The organism is Alphaproteobacteria bacterium (assembly GCA_018662925.1).
Classification (GTDB): Bacteria; Pseudomonadota; Alphaproteobacteria; order 16-39-46; family JABJFC01; genus JABJFC01.
In genome coordinates, this window is the sequence record JABJFC010000082.1 from 23,192 (window position 1) to 42,784 (window position 19,593).

Here is a 19,593-nt window from a genome sequence, read left to right on the forward strand (position 1 = left end):
TAGTATGGAACAAAGCCAATCACTTGATACGCTACAAAGCCTAATTGAAAAGGCAACAAAGGCTGGAGCGACTGCAGCGGATGCTATTTATGCCCAAGGGGATGCCCTTTCAATACAGTACCGAAATGGGAAATTAGAACAGCTAGAGAGAGCTGAGGGAAATGATATTGGACTGCGTGTTTTCGTAGGCAAGCGACAGGCTGTCGTATCCTCTAGTGACTTTTCCGAGTCTGGATTAACTGATTTGGCAGCACGGGCTGTTTCAATGGCAAAGGTGGTGCCAGAGGATATGTTTTGTGGGCTCGCTGATTCAGGACAAATTGTCGAAACCTTTGTCGATGTGGACAGCTTTGATCCTTTGGTCCCAACTGAAGCTCAACTTATTGAGGCTGTGAAAGAATGTGAACAGTCCGGACTTGCCGTTCAGGGCATTACCGGATCTGAGGGAGCGAGCGCTAGTTGGGGAACAAGTTATGTGACTCTATTGGCCAGCAACGGTTTTGTAGGAAAGCGGCGAGGATCCAGTTGGTCCCTTTCTACGGCATTAATTGCCGGAAAAGGAACGGGCATGGAGCAAGATTATGACTTCTCATCGGCTGTATATGGGCAAGACCTTGAGTCTGCTTCATTATTGGGAAAAAGGGCAGGAGAGAAAACTGTTAAGCATTTAAATCCTCGGCGCATACCAACGACCCGAGCCCCTGTTGTCTTTGATCCAGCGGTGAGTTCAACTCTTTTGGGCAGTTTTGCAGCCGCTATTAATGGAGCCGCCATTGCAAAAGGAACGAGTTTTCTAAGGGATGCGATGGGGAAGCCTATTTTTCACGAGGCAATCCAAATAATAGATGACCCCCATCGAAAAAAAGGAATGCGGTCAAAGGGATTCGATGCTGAGGGCATTGGGACGGAAAAGCGCACCATAATAAAAGATGGCGTTTTACAAAGCTGGATTTTGGATTTGCGTTCGGCACGCCAGCTAAAGTTGAAAACGACTGGAAATGCTTCCCGTGGGCCAAGCAGTGTGCCATCACCTTCTGTTAGCAATCTCTATATGAATCCTGGAAAGATTAAGCCTTCAGATCTTATCAAGAGTCTGGATAAGGCTCTTTATGTGACAGATCTAATGGGCCACGGTGTGAACGGTATCACGGGAGATTACAGCCAGGGAATGCGCGGATACTGGATTGAAAAGGGAGAGATCGCTTTTCCCGTAAGTGAACTGACCATCGCAGGAAATCTTAAAGAGATGTTTGCAACTATGTTGCCCTGTAACGATCTATCTTTCCGGTATGGCATCGATGCGCCGACGGTCCTTATTGAAAACATGATGATCGCTGGAGAATAAGGGCTTTCTTAGGCGGAAAGTTTTTCCAAAAAGTCTTTTATCCCCCCGTCATTCCAGTCGATGGGACCTTCCAGGCGGCCAATTTCTTTTCCCGCTTTGTTAAGGAAAACAGTTGTCGGAAGGCCTCGAATTTTCATAGCGGCCATGAATTGGCCTTTCAGATCATGATATGAGGTGAGCGTAATTTTATTTTCTGTGAGAAAGGGCGCGATCATCTCAGGTTTGAAATCTTCAGATATCAGGACTCCCCGTATGTTTTTTGATGATGCGCAAAAGCTTTGGAAGGAAGACAGCTCATTGCGACAAGAAGGACACCACGTGGCCCAAAAATGGATGATTGTTGGTTGGTCCTTAAGGGTTTGCAAAGCAACCTCATGGCCCTGTAGATCTCGAACTTTCGTTATGGGCAGTTCTTTTGGGGCAAAGCTGATGATCTTCTTCGAGAGCAAAGACTCAGAATTAACGCTGGCAATGGGGAAAAGGCTCAGTATAATGGCGACGGAATAAACATATTTTATGAGGGACATTTTGCATCTCTCTTTAATGATAATGGAACGATGACCGAGCGGAGTATATCTATGAAAAGGCCTGCATACAAATGGATTCTAATGGGATTATTACTTGCAGTTGTGGTGGCTTGTGGGAAAAAAGGACCTTTAGAACAACCTGCAGATGTTGAGACAGATTATCCCCGGAACTATCCTTCGCAGGAATAGAAGCGCGCGAGTAAGCCTTTATATCCAAACTTTACACTGCTGCGGCCAAACTTTTTTTCCTAGCCCTGGATTCCCTTTGGAATATATAGAGACCACTTGCAATGATGATCGCAGATCCCGTGAGTACATCAGAAGTGGGAACTTCTCCCCAGAATAGATAGCCGAATAGGACTCCCCATAGCATGAGCGTATAGATCATGGGGGAAAGTGATGAGGCTTCGGCGTTTCTAAAGGCATGGGTGATAAACACTTGTCCGATGCCACTACCAGCAGAAACACCTATGAGGCGTAAAAGATCTTCTTGGCTTGGAGTAACCCATCCAAGACTAAGGGCAAAGGTGCTTGCGATAAGGGAGTACAGAGCATAGTAGAATACAATTGTTGTATTAGAGTCCGATCGACTGAGTATTCTTCCATAAATCATGACAATAGCATCTATGAAAGCACCAAGGAGGGCTGCTGCGGCACCAACACCTACTAAAGCAAGTACGCCATTTGTCGGCTGTACTATAAGTAAGATCCCTGCAAATCCTATAAAGAGTGCTCCCCATCGGTGCCATCCTACGTGTTCTTTTAGCAGAGGGATTGAAAGAAGTGTCACAAAGAACGTGCCAGAGAAACTAAGGGCTGAAGCTTCAGCAAAGGGAAGCAATTTAAAAGCGAGAAAGATAAAGAAAAGGGAGATGGCGCTTAAGAACCCTCTGATTACGTATACGCGCATATGAACAGTCTTAAGGGTCGCTTTTGTCCCTTTTATTCCTTTTGAAAGTAAAAGGTACAAACTCAAAGGAATAAAGAAAAACAAACTGCGAAAGAAAAGAATTTCTCCAATTGGATAATTGGGAGCAGTTTCTTTTACAAAGGCATTAGAACAAGCGTAACAAAATATCCCAAGCGACATGAACACAATGCCCAAAGTAGAATTGTTTGAAGTTGATCCTGACGGAGAGTTCCGTTGAACGGAGTCTCTTGCTAAAACTTTTGCTTGTGCCATTTAAGTGCTCACACTATCGTTGATTTGTTGTGTTTGTGGCCTTCCACGGCGATTTTGTCAAGGCTCAGGGCGAATAATGTACTCTAAACAGGGAAAAAGAATTGTCAGAAAACCAATCCATCCTTAGAAAGCGACTTTTGTATAAAGCAACTCATCGAGGAATCAGAGAAGCCGATGTACTTATTGGTGCATTTGCAAAGGAAAATATCCACAAAATGGTAGAATCTGAGCTCTCAGAATTCGACAAACTGTTGGATGAATCGGATGTGGAAATATTAGCTTGGGCTATGGATCAGAGCAAAATAACAGAGCCGAAATATGGTGCAGTTTTGCAACAGTTTTGCCACTTTATTAATCAAAAATTAGGGGGGGTGAAAAAACTATATTGAAAGTCGTAACAACCTGAATTACGATCTAAACAATAAGAATAAGAAAAAGAAGAATAAAAATAAAATGTTCCGGGAGTAAGGTATAGAAATCTGGGAGTTTTGTGCAGGTGTATCCTGCAATATGCGGATAGTATCCGCGCTGGGCCTTTATTTTTTAAATGTTTTTCATCTATTTTGATGAAGTGGTTGAGTGCTAGAGCGAATGGATGGAGTATATGTTAAGTACTCTTCATTGCATGGTTTCAATAATCTGAAGATACTGGTGAGCGGCGTTTAGGTCGGTGGTGCGAGTCGTCCGGGATGGATCTCTCGTGCGTCATTCTATGGCAATTTCATCGTTCTTACGTTATAGGGTTGCAAGCATATATGAGCCGCTAGGCAGTTTTGGGTTTTTTTATCAGGAATTCATTGCTGCGATTTAAGTTCCCATATAATACAGGGCAATCGGTTTAAGATGATGACTCATCACGTAAGATGACGACTCCGGATGTTTAAAGGAGGCGGGACTGCACCCATGCAAGTCTATGGTTGTGTTTTGATAAGTCCAAGGGATTCCTGCTCCTTGAGACGTATTTTATTAAACTTTTTCTTCACCATTGGACGTGTCTTTAGGAAAGATTCAATCCACTCGAGTACTGTGTGCATTAGCTCCATATTGCATTGGGCCGAACAATCTATTTGCTCGCGAGTAACCGGTTTGGGATCCGCTTCAGTACTGCACTTCTTCACTTTTGCACAGTTTGCCACGAAAGTTTGTAAGGCCTTATGTAGCTCTGAGGAGTTATGTTCGTTGTTTGCAAAATCCGAAAGGGCCGGAGATGGTGCTGTCCCCAGGCAAATTCCCATAGCTAGTGCTACATACAGAACTATACGTTTTGTAGTGCCTCTTTCATCGACACAGACACTCTTACCAGAATCAGTCATTTTATTTTCTCCATACTTTGTATTCTTTCTAACATCATTTTGCTTCGATGTTAAACAAAATCCATCTTGTCTCATCGCCCAAAATTGATTAAAATATGGGCAATAATAAAAATAAATCGATCTGGGAGATCACGTGAAAATCTGGGAGTTTCGCAGGCAAGCCCTGCAGTATACGGAATGTTTCCGTTTTTGGATCTTTATAGTTTGCTTTGTGCTGGTCATGGTGACTTGTATTGGTGCCCAGGTGGGGCGCGCCAATGAATCCCAAGGGCAAAAATGGACGGCTCAAGCAATATTGGATTTAAAAGCAGGAACTCAAAGGAATATAGGCCAGGTTGGCCTGAGGATGCCTTTGACTCAAAATAATAATTCTATGCTTTTTACGGATTTTAGATTTGTAGCTGATACGAAAGATGAAGCTGAAGGAAACTTTGGCCTCGGATATAGATTTATACAGGGCGACTGGATCTATGGAGGGTATGGTTTTTTCGATCGGCGAAAATCACAATTTGGAAAATATTTTTCACAGATAACCGTTGGGGCTGAAGCCTTGAGCACCACTTGGGAAGGGCGCCTTAATGGCTATATTCCCTTGTCGAGCCGTAAACTCGTGAATACGACTCGGGTTGAGACAGGCGAGACCCGATTCATCGGTTTTAATCAGTTCATTTCCATAGCAGACGAGAATACATACGATGTGCCTCTGGGGGGTGGTGATGCAGAGGTAGGCTACCAGCTTATAGAGGGATTGCGCTTTTATGGGGGTGGATACCACTTTGTAGGAAAAGATGCACCTTCCATAACAGGTGTACGAACGAGACTTACTTATGATGTTACGGAATGGCTTCGACTTGAAGGAGATGCTCAGACAGATAACATTCGTAACGCCGTATACTTTGCAGGCGTCCGTGTTACGGTTCCACTAGGTGATGTTGCCAAGAGTAAGCTGACAAGCGTCGATCGACTCATGGATCGCCCTATCGTTCGAGATGTTGATATCGTTGTGGTGAAGTCTAATAATAAAGGGGAAGGTATACTCACCAAACTTCCCGGAGAAGTTCTCTTCTTGAAAGAGGCAGAGAATGCTGTTGCGCCTCTAGATGCTGATGGGAGTGCCGAAAAACCTCTAAACCCTAATGCCCCAAGCCATTCTCAAAAATTAGCGGATTTAAAAGCGAGTGGAAAGTTTCCACATTATGTAAATTTGGTTGTTGATCGCAGCAGAAAACCTATCCAACAGTTCCGAGCGGTGGTTAGGAAAATTCAGAAAAAGGAAAAGAAGAAGCTTGTGGATGCCGTGGGTGTAGTGCAGGCAAAGCTGTTACGGGCTAAATATGAGGAAAAAGAGGATTCTCACACCTTGTACGTATTTAAAACGGCTAGAGGTAATAGAAGCATTGTTAATAAAAGAGAGGTACCTAAAGAAAAAATAGGTAAGTTTAGTGTGGCAGCAGATTATTCCGATGGAAGAGTCTGGGAAGTAAGGCCAAAGAAGAGAAAGAAGAAGCAAAATATTCCTGGCGTCAGAAATAATCCAAGGGAAAGAGTAGAACTGAGAAAAAAGATACGTGAGACAACAAACGGGCAGAAAAGAGCGGCTATGAAATACACAGAAGTTGTCTATCTAACGGGCCCAAGTGGTGAAGAAATAGACAGATTAAAACTCAAAAGAGGGCACCGGTGGAAACAAGTTCGAAAATTTGTTTCACGCCAAGCTCTTTCTGGTATGGTTAATAGATAAACCCTTAAATCTGGGGAATAGACCTAGATATATGAATTTTTTTTGTATATCGTAAAAAATACGATATTTACATATTCTATACAGGCGTAATATTTTCTGAGATAGTAGGAAGTCGTGTGAGAAGAGTCTGGGAAGGGTATGTGATGGAGGAATCGGGTTGTAATGAATTTGAGAAAGAATGATCCTTTACATTACAGTAAGTCCGTTGTTGAGAGGTTCTCTGAGGCTGCTGCGCCTATTTTGGAGGCTGTAAATCTTACCCACTTTATCTATATTAACTTAGTTGATACTCAAAAAAGATTATATCTTTCCAATGATCATGAGTGGATTGAGAACTATCTGCAGCATGAATTGTATGAAGATCGTAAACATGAAGTAGCTGCCATTCAACCTGGCGACAGGTCTAGGTACGCTTTTTGGGACAGTTATGAAAATGATAGGGTTTTTAGTGCGTGCCATTCTTTCGGTATGTGGAACGGATTTATAATATATGAAGGGAATGAAATATTCAGCTTTGCAACAAAAAGAGAAAATGAAAATGTTGCAAATCATTATTTGAAGAACGTAGATCTATTAGAGAGATTTGTCCTGTATTTTAAAAATAGATGTCAGGATATTTTAGATGTTTCAAATGAGGATAAATTAATCGTTTCAAAGGGGAAGAAAAAGCAACCGAATAAAGTTGTGGAAGAGGTTCCGAAAAAGGATGTATTTGCTGAACGTACTAAGGTTGATACCTTGAAAATAAGTATTGCAAAGGCAATTCCTGAAAAGGACAAATTTATTAGGTACAGAGAAGCAGAAGCAATTTACTTCCTCTCTCGAGGTCGGACGATGAAGGAAACGGCGTTCTGCATGAGTCTATCTCCTAGAACCGTAGAAAAGTACTTAGAGAATGTTAGATCGCGTCTGGAATGTTTTTCCAAGTCTGAGCTAATAGAAGTTTTCCTGAAAAATAAGCTTCAGAACTATTTCATAGGTGATACACAACTCGTGGGTATTTAGGATTCGGAGGCACTATTTTACGGCTATGATGCCTACGCTCTCTCTCCCATCAAACTGAGCATCTTCCGGGAATGCGGTTTGGGCAATATAATCTATTTTTTCAGTTTTAAATTGACTAGCTTCAAAGGCTTTTCCGAGAGTATTGATATCAAGGAAATTGACTTTGGTAGGAATCTCCTTAGCCCGTGCGCCAACATACTTTGCTGTATCTTCTATATATCCAGGCCAGGGAGTGTTTTGCTTTACTCGATCCTCATAAATAGGGTGAAATCCTTTCAAGATACTCAAGTACGGAGTATCGGCAACAAAGAAGAACTTTCCACCTGGTTTCAGGAGAGCATAGGCATATTCAATGGCTCCTTGCAGTTTCTCAGGCGGTAATAAATGGAGAACCCTACAGGCCAAAATGCCGCCAAATGAATCTTCAGGAAAATTGCATTCCTCAGGAAAAGCGCCAGGGCACAATGTTACTTTTTCTTTCGAGCGATCGGATAGTTTATCTTTAAAGATTTTCAGATGTTCGTGACACAAATCATTCATAAAAACGTTATCATTTTTTTCTACGAGATATTGGGTGGTTACCCCATAAGCTGCCCCAATTTCTAAAACCGGCAAGTTAATGGTGCTAGCATACTCAATGAACTCTTTACTGTAGGCATCTGGCTCCGTAGTCATATATCCCATTTTATTCAATGTATTAACGAACATGTATAAGATCCCTTTTTAAAAATAATTCACTCGATTTCTATAAATTTTACGCAATTTTATCATAAGGCTCTCCTTGAACAAGAGACGTTTCTTCTCTCTCCGTTACGTCAGTACTTTCGGGGAAGAAACGCAATAGATTTTTCTTTTTGATTACAATAAGGGACAATAGCCCTATTATGGCGCTTGCCAGCATATAAAGAGTGGGGCCAAAATGGGTGTTTATTCTATAAGAAAGTAAGGAAATCACCAGAGGAGAGCAGCCTCCAAATACAGCGAGCCCAAATGAAAAATTGAATGAAATCCCAGTGTATTTACTTTTGGTGGGAAACAGCGAAAAGGTCAAAAGATTGGAAGGAGCAATAAAGCTAGCAGCTAGGGTAGCAAGTATTGCTTGACCAAAAAACACACCGGCAGTGGTCCTCAGAGACAATAGGTAGAATATTGGATACGCTAAGACTATGCTAGATATGGCAACAGAGACCATCAACTTGTAGGGCCCAATTCGATCGGTTAGCATCCCCATAAAAGGCGTTATAAGCATATATAAGAAAACAGCCCCCATGTTGGTGATGAGAGCTATGTTTTCCGGAATGAGCAGCACTTTCGTTAGAAAGGCATTTAGCCCCACGAGTGTTAAGGACAGAAATCCCATACACCACCCAATTCCTATGGTGCATAAAGATGTCGTGGTTTCTTCAAGTAGAACATTTTTTATGGGAACACTAACGGTGCGCCGTTCGCTTTTTAAGCGGTTAAATGCTGGTGTTTCGTCCAGATTATTTCTTATGTACATGCCAACAATAGCGATAGCAACTCCAAAGAAGAAAGGAATTCTCCATCCGTGGGGGTCTAGCCCTGAGCGTGTACAAAGATACGCCAAACAAGCAGCTAAAAAGAAACCAATAAGGGCAGAAGCACTTATGAGGGAGCTGTAGAGACCGTTTCTTGAAGAATCTGTATTATGTTCAATAAAGAATATTGCGGAGCCGTTGTATTCTCCCCCTGTACAGAGCCCCTGCATGAATCTAAAGGTGATTAACAGGATAGGCGCCATCATGCCAATGCTATGGTAAGTAGGAAGAACTCCAATCAGGAGAGTTGGAATAGACATCAAGAAAACGGATAGAAACAAAGCCCTTTTTCTTCCGAGTTTATCTCCAATGTGTCCGAATAAAAGAGCCCCTATAGGGCGTGCTAGAAATCCTACTGCAAACGTTCCCAGGGTTGCGACGATAGATAGGATCGGAATATCCGTCGGGAAAAAAAGATATGACATCACAGGCGCTACGAAACCAATCAATCCCAGATCATAATATTCCAGAATGTTGCCTACCATTGCAGCGCGTAATATTTTTTTATTATTCATATTATTAGACATAACATGCGTCTCCTTCTTGTGTGGGAGTGGATGTTTTTTTTACACAGTTGAGATTCTGATCTTGGAGGGAGGAACTAAATGATTTGAGGACATTTAAATTATAAATTTTTGCAAGGGGAAGAGATTTCTTGTCACATGTGGTTTTGAGTAGCAGAGCTAAACCAGTCTCACAAGGAGGCCCTGATGAATTTAACTTCTGCTGTTGTTTTCGAACTATATACGTAAAACTCATGTGGGACGATTTTGCGTTCTGTATTTAAATTAACCCAACGATAACCAAGCTAGCTAACCCCCCATCAGATTCTCGTCGCTCCCACGCGTACTTTATATACACCCAAATCGTATCTCAGGAAATCTCCTTTGTAAAGGGCTACATCTGGATCAAAATTCTGCATAAAGAATATAAATAGGCATGAGTTTAATTTTGTTTTGTAATGTCTTTCTGGGTGTTGTATTTCCTGTGTTTTTTTGCCAATATCTTCCTGTTAGGAACTATAACAATGTCCTGTTTCCGTAATGAAGATTGCTAATACGTTGATCATTTTTCAGCTTCAAGCCCTTGAAGATAACTATATTTACGTAATTCATGATGAAGCGAGCGGAGAAACAGTTGCAATTGATCCATCAGAAGCTGCACCAGTTTTAAAACTTTTGACTGAAAAAAATTGGACACTTACCAAAATCTTAAATACCCATCATCACTGGGATCACGTGGGGGGGAACCTAGAACTCAAAAAGGCAACCGGCTGTATGATTATTGGGTCTTACTATGATAAGGATCGTATTCCGGGGCTTGATGAGACGGTCATTGAGGGAGACTTAATTCACATTGGGAAGCATACGGCTAAAATCATAGAAATCCCGGGGCATACTTTGGGACATATTGCATTTTGGTTTCGTGATGCCAAGACATTGTTTTGTGCTGATACACTTTTTTCTCTCGGCTGTGGCCGGCTCTTTGAAGGAACGCCAGAACAGATGTGGCAGTCTCTCCATAAACTGCGTTCTCTCCCCGATGATACAATGGTTTACTGCGCCCACGAATATACCGAAGCCAATGCGCGTTTTGCTTTAACCATTGAACATGAAAACGTGACGCTCCTCAAAAGGGCTCACGACGTGAAAGCGTTGAGAGCAACTGGCCAGCCGACTGTTCCGTCCCTTCTGGGTGAAGAAAAGGCGGCTAATCCCTTTTTGCGGGCCGATGCACCAGAGATTCAAAAGGCGGTTCATCAAATAGGAGATACCATTGGCACTTTTGCCAAGCTTCGGAAGATGAAGGATGATTTTTGAGTCAAATATCCTCTTTCAATATGGATTTTGAAGCTAGGCATGATCTCACAATTTTTTCCTTAAATTGTTAGGCAAAGTAGGCTAATAATACGGGATTAATTCAGCGGCTAGGATACCATGTCTCTCAAGAAAAATGAAAACCATTCCATGAACCCCATTTTACATGGGGGCGTTCCAGAAGGGTACGAGCCTTTTGTTTTGGAAAAACTGGTGCGTGAGCAAAAGAAGTCCGTTCTGTTTATTCTGAGAGACGATCGGCGCATGGAGGAGGTTAAGCGTGTGCTGAGTTTCTTCACCCCAAAACTTAGGGTTGTGGAGTTTCCTGCCTGGGACTGTGTCCCTTATGATCGTGTTTCCCCAAGGGCTGATCTTATGGCGCGGCGATTGGAAACGCTGACAATGATTGCCGATGGGCAGCTGTCTGAGCCCTTTATTTTGCTGACAACAGTGAATGCGATTTTGCAGAGAGTGCCCCCGAAGGAAGTATTTAAGGGGGTTAGCCTCTGTCTTCGGCGAGGAGATACCTTTTCTAGTGATAAATTGATTGAATTTTTTGCTAGCAATGGTTTTTTGCGAGTGGAAACAGTGCGAGAGCAGGGGGAGTTTGCCGTTCGGGGCGGCATTATGGACTTATTTTCTCCGGGTCAGGATAAACCCATCCGTTTAGATTTTTTCGGAGATGACATTGAAAGTATTCGCTCCTTTGATCCCATGACTCAGCGTTCTCTGGAAACTTTGGAGAGTCTAACCCTCAAACCCGCCAGTGAAGTCCTGGAGAGTCGGAAGGATATTTCTCGATTTAGATCCCAGTATGGGGAACTTTTTGGCAGTAAGGCAGCCAATGATCCTCTTTATGAATCGGTCAGTGCTGGAAAGCATTTTCCGGGGCAAGAACACTGGTTGCCTCTTTTCTACCAGCATATGTCTACCATATTTGATTATGTGCCGGATGCTTGTCTTATTTGGGACTATCAGTGGGAAGTGGCAGTACAGGCACGCTTGGAACAGATTCAAGATCACTACGAGGCACGTGTTGAGTTTTCAAAGGTGGAAGAATCAACGTATCGTCCCTTGCCTTCAGAGTATCTCTATTTGAAATCTGACGAGTTGCTTCCTGGAATAGCCATTTCACCTTTTGCTGCAGGGGAGGAGGACTCTGCCCCAATGGACATGGGAGGACGGCCCATACATGCTTTTTCCACAGCACGCATTTTGGCAGAGTCCCGGGGAGAAAAAAGGACCCTTCTGGAAGAAGTATTGAAATTTTGTGGGGAGCAAATTAAAGAAGGACGCCGTGTTCTTATGACGGCTTTGAGTGATAAATCTGCTCGCCGACTGCAGGATCTTTTTAAGGAACGAGATTTGGCACAACTTATGCCAGTAGGGACTTTCAAAGATTTGATGGGTTTGCCCCAGAAATCCATTGGCGTTACCGTTTTAGAGTTAGAAAAAGGGTTTCTTGCTTCCAATCTATGTGTTCTCACAGAGCAAGATATTTTTGGCGAAAGGCTTATCCCTCTGAGCCGCACTAAAAAGCAGAGCGCAGATAAGTTATTGGAAGAGCTTTCCAGTTTTTCCGAAGGGGACTATGTGGTGCACATTCAGCATGGAATTGGCAAATACGAGGGATTGGAGACTTTACAAGCCGGGGGCACTCGACACGATTGTTTGAAGGTCTTGTATGATGGAGATGACAAACTTTTCGTGCCCGTGGAAAATATTGATGTTCTTTCCCGGTATGGTTCGGAAGACACTCAGGTCAAGTTAGATCGCTTGGGCGGAGCAGGTTGGCAGATGCGAAAGGCCCGTGTCAAAAAGCGTATCAAGGAGATTGCTGACAAATTGATGAAAATTGCGGCCGAGCGTCAGTTGCGCAAAGCGACGGCTGTTTCAAAACCCTCTGGGCTATATGAGGAATTCTGCACACGTTTTCCTTTTCCGGAAACCGATGATCAATTCCGTGCCATCGAGGAAACCATCGAGGATATTGCCAAAGATGTTCCCATGGATCGTTTGATCTGTGGGGATGTGGGCTTTGGAAAGACAGAAGTTGCTTTGCGGTCAGCCTTTGTGGTTGCTGCTATGGGCAAACAGGTGGCTATTGTTGTGCCGACGACGTTGTTGTGTCGGCAACATTTTAAGTCTTTTAAAGAGCGATTTGTAGGCTTTGGCTTGCGGGTGGAACAAATTTCACGCTTGGTAACGCAAACCCAAGTAAGCAAAATTAAAAAGGAAGTAGAAGAGGGGTGCGTGGACATTCTGGTGGCCACTCAGGGTATATTTTCAAAATCCACCAATTTTAAGAATCTAGGCTTGTTAGTCGTAGACGAAGAGCAGCATTTTGGTGTGGTCCAAAAGGAGCGCCTTAAGGAACGCTACCCCAATGTTCATGTACTGACTTTGACGGCAACGCCCATTCCTAGGACACTTCAAATGGCGCTGACAGGGGTTCGTGAAATGAGCCTCATTGCAACGCCGCCTATTGATCGTCTCGCAGTGCGGACATTTGTCATGCCATTCGACGGAATGATCCTTCGAGAGGCAATTTTGAGAGAACAGCATCGGAACGGGCAGGTGTTTTATGTGTGCCCTCGCATCCAAGATTTGGGGGCCATTAAGATGAAGTTGTCCAAGATCGTACCGGAGGCAAAAGTTGCCATGGCCCATGGTCAAATGCCTTCTCGCCAATTGGAAGATGTTATGACAGGGTTTTACGACGGAAAGTATGATGTCCTGTTGTCGACAAACATTATTGAATCAGGGATTGATATCCCGACGGCTAATACTCTTATTGTCCATCGAGCTGATATGTGGGGGTTGGCCCAGCTTTACCAGTTGAGAGGGCGGGTAGGGCGCTCAAAGTTGAGGGCGTATGCTTATTTGACGATAACAGCCGGGAAGAGCCTTACCAAATCAGCCCAGAAACGGCTGGAAGTGATGCAAACTCTGGACGGATTGGGGGCGGGATTTTCACTTGCCAGTCACGATTTGGACATTCGTGGTGCTGGAAATTTGGTGGGTGAGGAACAGTCTGGTCATGTAAAGGAAGTGGGCGTAGAGCTCTATCAGCATATGTTGCAGGAGGCAGTCCATAGCCTTAGAGAAACGCAGACCGATGAACCTATAGATGAAGGGCTTTCACCTCAAATAAACTTGGGAGTCTCCATCATGATTCCGGAAAACTATGTGTCCGATTTGGGGCTTCGCATGGGGTTGTACCGTCGTTTGGGGCATTTGAAGGAACCAGAAGCAATTCAGCATTTCCAAGAGGAACTTCAAGATCGATTTGGCGACGTGCCTGAAGAAGTAAAGAACCTTCTCAATGTGGTGCATTTAAAAAATTTGGCAGTAAGGGCTGGTGTAGAGAAGATTGATGTAGGCTCCAAAGGAGTGGTCATTGCATTTTACAAGAATATGTTTGACAATCCTTTGGGGTTGGTCGAGTTCATCAATGACCAAAAAGGCACTGTCAAGCTGCGTCCTGATCACAAGCTGGGGGTGTTGCGAGCGTGGGCTAGTACAGAAGAACGCATGGCTGGGCTCGAGTCCTTACTGAAGAGATTAGGCGATTTCAGAAAAAGTGAAGAAAAAAAACATGAAGCAGCAAACTAGAATTCTGACGACCATAATGGCTGGGAATGCCTTAGAATTCTACAACTTTGCTGTTTATGTTTTATTCATTCCGGTTATTGGGCCCCTGTTCTTTCCTTCAGAAGACCCTGCGGTCTCTGCCATGGGAAGCATCATGGTTTATTCGGTGGGGTATTTATCCCGTCCCTTTGGAGGCCTATTGTTCGGTCATATTGGGGATCGGTATGGGCGTCGTAAGGCTCTTATGCTAAGTGTTTCCTTTATGGCTGTTCCAGCTCTTGTGATCGCTTGTTTGCCCACCTATGGGACAATTGGATTCATGGGGCCAGTTATTTTAACAATTTGCCGCCTTTTTCAGGGCTTTTCCTTGGGCGGAGAATATCATGGGGCCTCGATTTTTGTCATTGAACACGGAGAAAGATCCCGAGGAGGCTTTGCAGGGAGTGTGATTTTGGCTTCTTGTTACATGGGCGTGCTACTAGCAACCATTGTTGCTACCACATTTAATAAATTTTGGTTCCCTGAATGGAGCTGGAGGATCCCTTTTTTGGTGGGTTTTTTAAATGGTTTTATGGTTTTGTATATTCGTTATAGGATGACGGAAACCCCCAGGTTTCTTGATTATATAAAGAAGGAGCGTCCAAAGAGCATCCCCATATTGGCTATTTTTAAAGCCAATCGGAAATCCCTCATGTGTGGCGTTTTTGTGGCCTGTGCCTCTGGGGTCATGGGGTCTACCATGGGGTATATGAGCACCTTTCTTGTTATATTCAAGGGTTGGGATGTCTTTCATGCTGTCATGGTTGTGGGACTTGGGTGCCTTGTTTATATAGGACTGCCACCTATTATTGGACGTCTCTCCGATCGACTTGGGGCTCGGCGCGTTATGCTTTGTGGTCTGACGTGCGTTTTTCTGTTTTCTTTTCCCGTTTTTTATATGTTTTCAACGGGAATTCCCCTATGGGTTTGCCTGGGCCAAGTCCTATGGTGCTGCGGAACCAGTGTATTTGAAGCCCCCCTTAATAACTTTTTGAATCAACTATTCCCAGTATGGTCCCGATATAGTTCGATCGGTGTTACATACTCTATTGGGATTGTCATTTTTGCAGGTCTTAACCCCCTCATTTTAACTTATACGGCCCAGAGTTCCTCGTATGTAGAGTCATCTGTCGTTTGGATAAGTTTTCCATTGTTTTTAGGTTTTTTAGGGACTTATTTTTCCAAAGGATTGAATGGGAATAGATAGACGACAGAAAGGGAAGGCAATATAACTGAACCGATCTTGTAGAAGTTTCTATTTTTATCCTCTAGCATCTCGCATTTGACATCCACTTGAAGGTGGATCCCGCGCTCATAAGAAATTCTAAGGCGCACCTTCGGTTTGCCAAGAATTCCTAATGGCCGGGAAGACGGTTGTGGGGCCAGATCAAAAAAACCTTGAAAATGACAAGAAAGTTGTATATATTAACTATTCAATTAAATCAAAGTATTTGTAAGGTTAAATTTATGAATAGTAAATTAAATATTGTTGAACCTGAAATTGAACTAATGTCTGGGGAAGCGTCATTAGTTAATCATCGGGTTGATGAACTTACAAGAAATTTTGCCTCTCAGCTAGAGAAGCACGGCATTATGCACTTTTCGTATACACTGCTTCATGGAGATGGTTCGTCTCAGTTTTATTTCAATGATAAAAAGTGGGGCAAGCGTATGATTGATGACGAATGTCATAAGGAAGATGCCCTGGTTCAGTATTGTCTCTCAAAGAATTCTTCATTTGTGCCATGGGATCTGCTTGCCATGAATAAACAGCAAAAGGAAATATTTGATGAACGTCAAAACGTTCATAAAAAGTATAACGGAGTAGCTGTCTCGCTTATAAAAACAGATACACCTCTTATGTTCGCTCTTTCCACTGATTCAAAGGTTTTTGATTTACCCCATTATCTTGCGAAGCACAAAGATGTCATCAGAGATAGTGTGGACTTCATCAAAGGTATACATCGTGACCAACGCGTTAAAAAGCTTTTGAGTTCAGCCTTTCTAGAGGAAGATGGATTTGTACCTGAAAAGTCTGGTATTTTACACTAACAATTGTGCATTTTGCGATGCCAGACGATAGGAATAATGCTCTGTATCTTTGAGGCACTAAAGTTAGTTTTCGATTGGGTGTTGTGGTTGAAGCTATTAAAGACAAAGTTTTCACTGTCATTAGCTTTCTCTAAGGTCCTAATAAGGATTTCACCGGTTTTTGTCTCGATAATACAGTGATTGTCTAGCGCATGATGAAAATCGCTTTTGATGAGTTTAAATCCACCGACGTAATCACCTGGAGCATAAAGAGGAAGCATGAGCTCATCTTGAACCATGCGTACTTCGGCGTCATCGTTTGTTTCTCTGAAATTATTAACTTCCTTGAGGATTTCAATTTCATGAGCAATTTCTTCATTTTTGCTCATCAAAAAATCGTCCAGCGACTTTTCAAAAAAGTCTGAGTATGAATTACAATGTTCAGCTGAAGCAAAATTCTCTACAGAATCATTTACCATTTTTTCTCTCTCCCCATAAGAGCAATTACTAAATCTCATTTTTATTGCTGTGCTGGATTTTTCCAATTATGCACAATCTTTTTTTTATTGTTTCTAGCATACGTCTACATATAAGGAAAGAGGAATAAATTAAAAAATTAAAAAGCCCAATGAACTGAAGGGGATACTTTAGAACAGCCCCTTTAGTAATCCCTCAACAGCCTTAACCGGGTCGGGAGCTCCTTGACGTTGTGAAGGTGATGTGCCCTTGGAGCCGCCAGGTGCTGCTTTTTTGCCTCCTCCAAGTCCTATATCTTCTAGAGGCCCGAGAAGGCTATCCAAAAGTTTCCCGCCTGTTTTTTGCAAAACGGCATTTTGTAGTTTGCTTGAATCTACGGAATATCTCGGGGCATCAAGTTTTCCCTGGGCAAGCACTGTGACGGGTGGTAGATCTTGGGCCTTCTTTAAGGCAATGGAACTTTTCACATCCAGGAACCATTGCGGGAAATTAACGACAATGCTGCTGCCCCATTGAGTGACACATCTTCGGAGTCTAGATCAATCCTCTGGCTTCTTAGGACGCCATCTTTCAAGAGAAAGTCAATTTTCAATGAACTGATTCTCGTTTCTCCACGGCTTGTTAGGGCATCAAATATACCTACGACACCGGAAATAACGTCGGATTTTTTCAAAGCACTGACGAAAGCGTCCACATTCACGCCAAGGGCTATGTTGTTTACTGAGATATCAGCAGCTCCACTGGAGGCCGCTACCATATCATAGACGCTCTTTCCCTTGGCATTAGCTTTCATGCTGGCGTTTATAGTACCGCCTCTTATGTATTCTCTCGCCGCCTGGGGTAACGAGGAGGCTGCCGCCTCGGGGAGACTCACATTCTTGATGGACAAATCAGTTGTTAAGTTATTATTGGAAGAGGCTAGCTTTACGTTGCCGCCAACGGACCCTCCATAGGCACTTGCGTCCAGGGAAGAAACACCTAAAGTCCCATTGGCAATTTTTATGGGTAATTTAACTTGGGTCAGTTTAAAGCCTTTGACCAGTAGGTTCTTTAACATCAGATCCACATCCACATCGGCAATGCTAAGGGCTGATAGATCTAGAGGCGTTCTAGGTAACGGTGACTGATGGGTTGGTGGCCCATTTCGGGTGAGATGAAATAGAGGCACGCCATCAGACCTGTAAGCAACGGCTACGGATAAGTCTTCAAGGTCCATATAGGCAAGAATTGGATCCAAGTTGACTTGCGAGGATTCAAGCTTGCCTTTCAGAGTGGGCTTGCCGCTCTTTAGGGATAGATCCAGTTTGCCTTTTAAATCGATCCCCATTAGATCACTGTTTAAGAGGGTTAGGGTGGCAGATTGGGGCGTGCCTTTGACTTGGCTCTTGAGAGAGACGCGGTCGATTTTTAGGGGGGTTCCCGTAATCTTAGACAGTGCCAGTTTATTTACGGCAAGTGCAAAGTCGTAGGAAAGCTTGTTTGGATCAAAAGTTCCCTTTACTTGGATGTCTCCCCCAAAGGCTTCTATGGACCCTTTCATATAATTTTCGCTGCTCTTTTCATTTGATTTCAGTACGACCATAAGATTGAGAGGGGTTTTGTACTCAGAAGCTCCAACCATTCTTAACCAAGGGCCCACATCGCTCATTTTGAGGCCAAGGTTAGTATCACCTGTTGAGAGTACAAATCCAAATTTGCCAGTGAGAGAATTTTGTCCCAAGGAAAGAGATACACTGTTTGCGGCAATTCGTTTCGCACTCACATCTAGTGAAGTCGTTACTGATAATGGCGCAGGTATTTTGAAGCCTTTATCCACAATAATCCAGTTTAAGAAGGCTTGAGGATCTTTGGAGGCTATCTTCATTTGTCCTTTGAAATTTCCTTCAGGGTAAACAGTTCCATTTGTCACGACTTTTAAGGCCGCATTACCATCGCTAATAGTAAGTTCCTTCGACACCTTTTTAGATTCGATTCCGTATTTGAGGGATCCCTTAATACTGAGTCCTCCCATTGCTATAGCAATATTTGGAAGGTCCACGGTTTTAGGGCTTGCTGTTATTTTGCTTGAGAAGGTTCCGCCTTTTTTAAAATCTAAAGTCTTGTTTGGAAGCTCAAGGGTAAGAGGTGCTTTGAATGAGGAGCTCTCAAGTGTGCCAGTCATAGTCAGGGAGGCCATCTCGATGGTACCTTTCAGGTCCATGGTTCCCATATCAAACTTTCCTTGCTTGATGGATAGACTAGAGGAAAGTGGAATATTCTTTTCATCAAGTTTTCCCACAGAGGATGTGAATGATAAAGCCATGCCGGCAACACTAAGGTTTCCTTTTAATTTGAAAGGGCCTTGTAAGGAGTCTAGATCTCCTTTCAGATTAAAACCCTCAAGGGACTGATACGAACCCTTTTGGAGATCACTGAAGGTGAGAGTGCCATCGGATATAATCAAATTGTGAAGGGCCGCAGCAATCATTGAAGCGTCTTGAGGGGGTGCTTTTTCTTCCGAAGTGCTTATTTCTTTTGGCGCCGGTTTATCCTTGGCTTTGGGCATAAGATCCCAGTTTTGACGTCCGTCTTTCAGGGTTTCCAAGTGAATAGTCGGCTTGACCAGTTCAAGGGACGAGATGCCTATTTCCCCTTTAAAAAGGTTGAAGAGGGAGAGACTCAGGTCCAGAGATTTCAGCTGGACCATATATTGTTCTTTGCCGCCTGGAAGGTTAGAGAGTTTTACATCTCTTACCATCACCGTTGGTGTTGGGAGAAGAGCAATGCGAATGGGGCCATCGATCTTCAGATCTCGGCCGGTGGCTTCCTTAACTTGTTTGAGAATAGGGGCCTTATACTGGCTCCAATCTATGAAATACGGGACAACTGCGACCAAAATGATAAGTGTTCCAAGAATACCACCTGTCCAATATAGGCTCTTCTTCATGATACTATGTCCCTTCTTTATTTATGATCTGTCCCG

At 43.3% G+C, this 19,593-nt stretch carries 17 protein-coding genes; 9 read left to right on the forward strand and 8 right to left on the reverse strand.

Annotated features, from left to right (window positions below):
• The first annotated feature begins 4 nt into the window (after window positions 1-4).
• Entirely contained in the window at window positions 5-1,345 is a 1,341-nt protein-coding gene (locus HOL16_07010) for a TldD/PmbA family protein (protein MBT5390431.1), read from the forward strand.
• 8 nt (window positions 1,346-1,353) lie between these two features.
• Here HOL16_07010 and HOL16_07015 read toward each other — a convergent pair whose 3' ends face one another.
• Complete coding sequence (locus HOL16_07015; protein MBT5390432.1) at window positions 1,354-1,872, reverse strand: TlpA family protein disulfide reductase; 519 nt, start codon at window positions 1,870-1,872, stop codon at window positions 1,354-1,356.
• A 51-nt stretch (window positions 1,873-1,923) separates the two neighbouring features.
• On the opposite strand from HOL16_07015, the gene HOL16_07020 reads away from it, so the two are divergent.
• Entirely contained in the window at window positions 1,924-2,061 is a 138-nt protein-coding gene (locus HOL16_07020; protein ID MBT5390433.1) for a hypothetical protein, read from the forward strand.
• Between the two features lie 31 nt (window positions 2,062-2,092).
• On the opposite strand, the gene HOL16_07025 is transcribed toward HOL16_07020, so the two are convergent.
• Window positions 2,093-3,055, reverse strand: a complete 963-nt coding sequence (locus tag HOL16_07025; protein ID MBT5390434.1) for a DMT family transporter — start codon at window positions 3,053-3,055, stop codon at window positions 2,093-2,095.
• Window positions 3,056-3,156: 101 nt separating this feature from the next.
• Between HOL16_07025 and HOL16_07030 the strand changes: the two genes are divergently transcribed.
• Window positions 3,157-3,444 (forward strand): succinate dehydrogenase assembly factor 2, encoded by a 288-nt coding sequence (locus HOL16_07030; GenBank protein MBT5390435.1) that lies wholly within the window; start codon window positions 3,157-3,159, stop codon window positions 3,442-3,444.
• Window positions 3,445-3,966: 522 nt separating this feature from the next.
• On the opposite strand, the gene HOL16_07035 is transcribed toward HOL16_07030, so the two are convergent.
• Window positions 3,967-4,368 (reverse strand): hypothetical protein, encoded by a 402-nt coding sequence (locus HOL16_07035; protein ID MBT5390436.1) that lies wholly within the window; start codon window positions 4,366-4,368, stop codon window positions 3,967-3,969.
• A gap of 133 nt (window positions 4,369-4,501) precedes the next feature.
• Here HOL16_07035 and HOL16_07040 point away from each other — a divergent pair, with 133 nt between their 5' ends.
• Both HOL16_07040 and HOL16_07045 read left to right on the forward strand, forming a co-directional pair.
• Window positions 4,502-6,109 (forward strand): hypothetical protein, encoded by a 1,608-nt coding sequence (locus HOL16_07040; GenBank protein MBT5390437.1) that lies wholly within the window; start codon window positions 4,502-4,504, stop codon window positions 6,107-6,109.
• Between the two features lie 162 nt (window positions 6,110-6,271).
• The gene (locus HOL16_07045) at window positions 6,272-7,114 is read left to right on the forward strand and encodes a hypothetical protein (GenBank protein ID MBT5390438.1); all 843 of its coding nucleotides are present in this window, start codon (window positions 6,272-6,274) and stop codon (window positions 7,112-7,114) included.
• Between the two features lie 12 nt (window positions 7,115-7,126).
• On the opposite strand, the gene HOL16_07050 is transcribed toward HOL16_07045, so the two are convergent.
• Window positions 7,127-7,822, reverse strand: coding sequence for a class I SAM-dependent methyltransferase (locus tag HOL16_07050; GenBank protein ID MBT5390439.1), 696 nt, complete (start codon window positions 7,820-7,822; stop codon window positions 7,127-7,129).
• Between the two features lie 46 nt (window positions 7,823-7,868).
• Window positions 7,869-9,200, reverse strand: coding sequence for an MFS transporter (locus HOL16_07055; GenBank protein ID MBT5390440.1), 1,332 nt, complete (start codon window positions 9,198-9,200; stop codon window positions 7,869-7,871).
• Between the two features lie 516 nt (window positions 9,201-9,716).
• On the opposite strand from HOL16_07055, the gene gloB reads away from it, so the two are divergent.
• The 4 genes from gloB (at window position 9,717) to HOL16_07075 (ending at window position 16,175) form a co-directional block, all read left to right on the forward strand.
• Window positions 9,717-10,493, forward strand: a complete 777-nt coding sequence (gloB, locus tag HOL16_07060; GenBank protein ID MBT5390441.1) for a hydroxyacylglutathione hydrolase — start codon at window positions 9,717-9,719, stop codon at window positions 10,491-10,493.
• Between the two features lie 117 nt (window positions 10,494-10,610).
• Window positions 10,611-14,105, forward strand: coding sequence for a transcription-repair coupling factor (gene mfd, locus HOL16_07065; GenBank protein ID MBT5390442.1), 3,495 nt, complete (start codon window positions 10,611-10,613; stop codon window positions 14,103-14,105).
• Entirely contained in the window at window positions 14,089-15,330 is a 1,242-nt protein-coding gene (locus HOL16_07070) for an MFS transporter (GenBank protein ID MBT5390443.1), read from the forward strand. Before mfd ends, HOL16_07070 begins: the two co-directional genes overlap by 17 nt.
• A gap of 260 nt (window positions 15,331-15,590) precedes the next feature.
• Window positions 15,591-16,175 (forward strand): hypothetical protein, encoded by a 585-nt coding sequence (locus tag HOL16_07075; GenBank protein MBT5390444.1) that lies wholly within the window; start codon window positions 15,591-15,593, stop codon window positions 16,173-16,175.
• Here HOL16_07075 and HOL16_07080 read toward each other — a convergent pair.
• From HOL16_07080 to HOL16_07090, 3 genes are all read right to left on the reverse strand, one after another.
• A complete protein-coding gene (locus tag HOL16_07080; GenBank protein ID MBT5390445.1) occupies window positions 16,172-16,633 on the reverse strand; it encodes a hypothetical protein in 462 nt (153 codons plus the stop codon). The genes HOL16_07075 and HOL16_07080 overlap by 4 nt on opposite strands.
• A gap of 168 nt (window positions 16,634-16,801) precedes the next feature.
• On the reverse strand, window positions 16,802-17,098 hold the full coding sequence (locus HOL16_07085; protein ID MBT5390446.1) for a hypothetical protein: 297 nt from the start codon (window positions 17,096-17,098) through the stop codon (window positions 16,802-16,804).
• Window positions 17,095-19,557: an AsmA family protein gene (locus HOL16_07090; GenBank protein MBT5390447.1), complete on the reverse strand. Its 2,463-nt coding sequence runs from the start codon at window positions 19,555-19,557 to the stop codon at window positions 17,095-17,097. The genes HOL16_07085 and HOL16_07090 overlap by 4 nt, the downstream gene beginning before the upstream one ends.
• Window positions 19,558-19,593: the final 36 nt, after the last annotated feature.

Excerpts from the sequence above, each read along its gene's own strand:
- HOL16_07035 (MBT5390436.1), bottom strand. The coding sequence starts at position 4,368 with ATGACTGATTCTGGTAAGAGTGTCTGTGTCGATGAAAGAGGCACTACA.
- HOL16_07010 (MBT5390431.1), top strand. The coding sequence starts at position 5 with ATGGAACAAAGCCAATCACTTGATACGCTACAAAGCCTAATTGAAAAG.
- HOL16_07045 (MBT5390438.1), top strand. The coding sequence starts at position 6,272 with ATGAATTTGAGAAAGAATGATCCTTTACATTACAGTAAGTCCGTTGTT.
- HOL16_07075 (MBT5390444.1), top strand. The coding sequence starts at position 15,591 with ATGAATAGTAAATTAAATATTGTTGAACCTGAAATTGAACTAATGTCT.
- HOL16_07090 (MBT5390447.1), bottom strand. The coding sequence starts at position 19,557 with ATGAAGAAGAGCCTATATTGGACAGGTGGTATTCTTGGAACACTTATC.
- HOL16_07020 (MBT5390433.1), top strand. The coding sequence starts at position 1,924 with ATGAAAAGGCCTGCATACAAATGGATTCTAATGGGATTATTACTTGCA.
- HOL16_07025 (MBT5390434.1), bottom strand. The coding sequence starts at position 3,055 with ATGGCACAAGCAAAAGTTTTAGCAAGAGACTCCGTTCAACGGAACTCT.
- HOL16_07080 (MBT5390445.1), bottom strand. The coding sequence starts at position 16,633 with ATGGTAAATGATTCTGTAGAGAATTTTGCTTCAGCTGAACATTGTAAT.
- HOL16_07015 (MBT5390432.1), bottom strand. The coding sequence starts at position 1,872 with ATGTCCCTCATAAAATATGTTTATTCCGTCGCCATTATACTGAGCCTT.
- HOL16_07070 (MBT5390443.1), top strand. The coding sequence starts at position 14,089 with ATGAAGCAGCAAACTAGAATTCTGACGACCATAATGGCTGGGAATGCC.
- mfd (MBT5390442.1), top strand. The coding sequence starts at position 10,611 with ATGTCTCTCAAGAAAAATGAAAACCATTCCATGAACCCCATTTTACAT.
- HOL16_07050 (MBT5390439.1), bottom strand. The coding sequence starts at position 7,822 with ATGTTCGTTAATACATTGAATAAAATGGGATATATGACTACGGAGCCA.
- HOL16_07055 (MBT5390440.1), bottom strand. The coding sequence starts at position 9,200 with ATGTCTAATAATATGAATAATAAAAAAATATTACGCGCTGCAATGGTA.
- gloB (MBT5390441.1), top strand. The coding sequence starts at position 9,717 with ATGAAGATTGCTAATACGTTGATCATTTTTCAGCTTCAAGCCCTTGAA.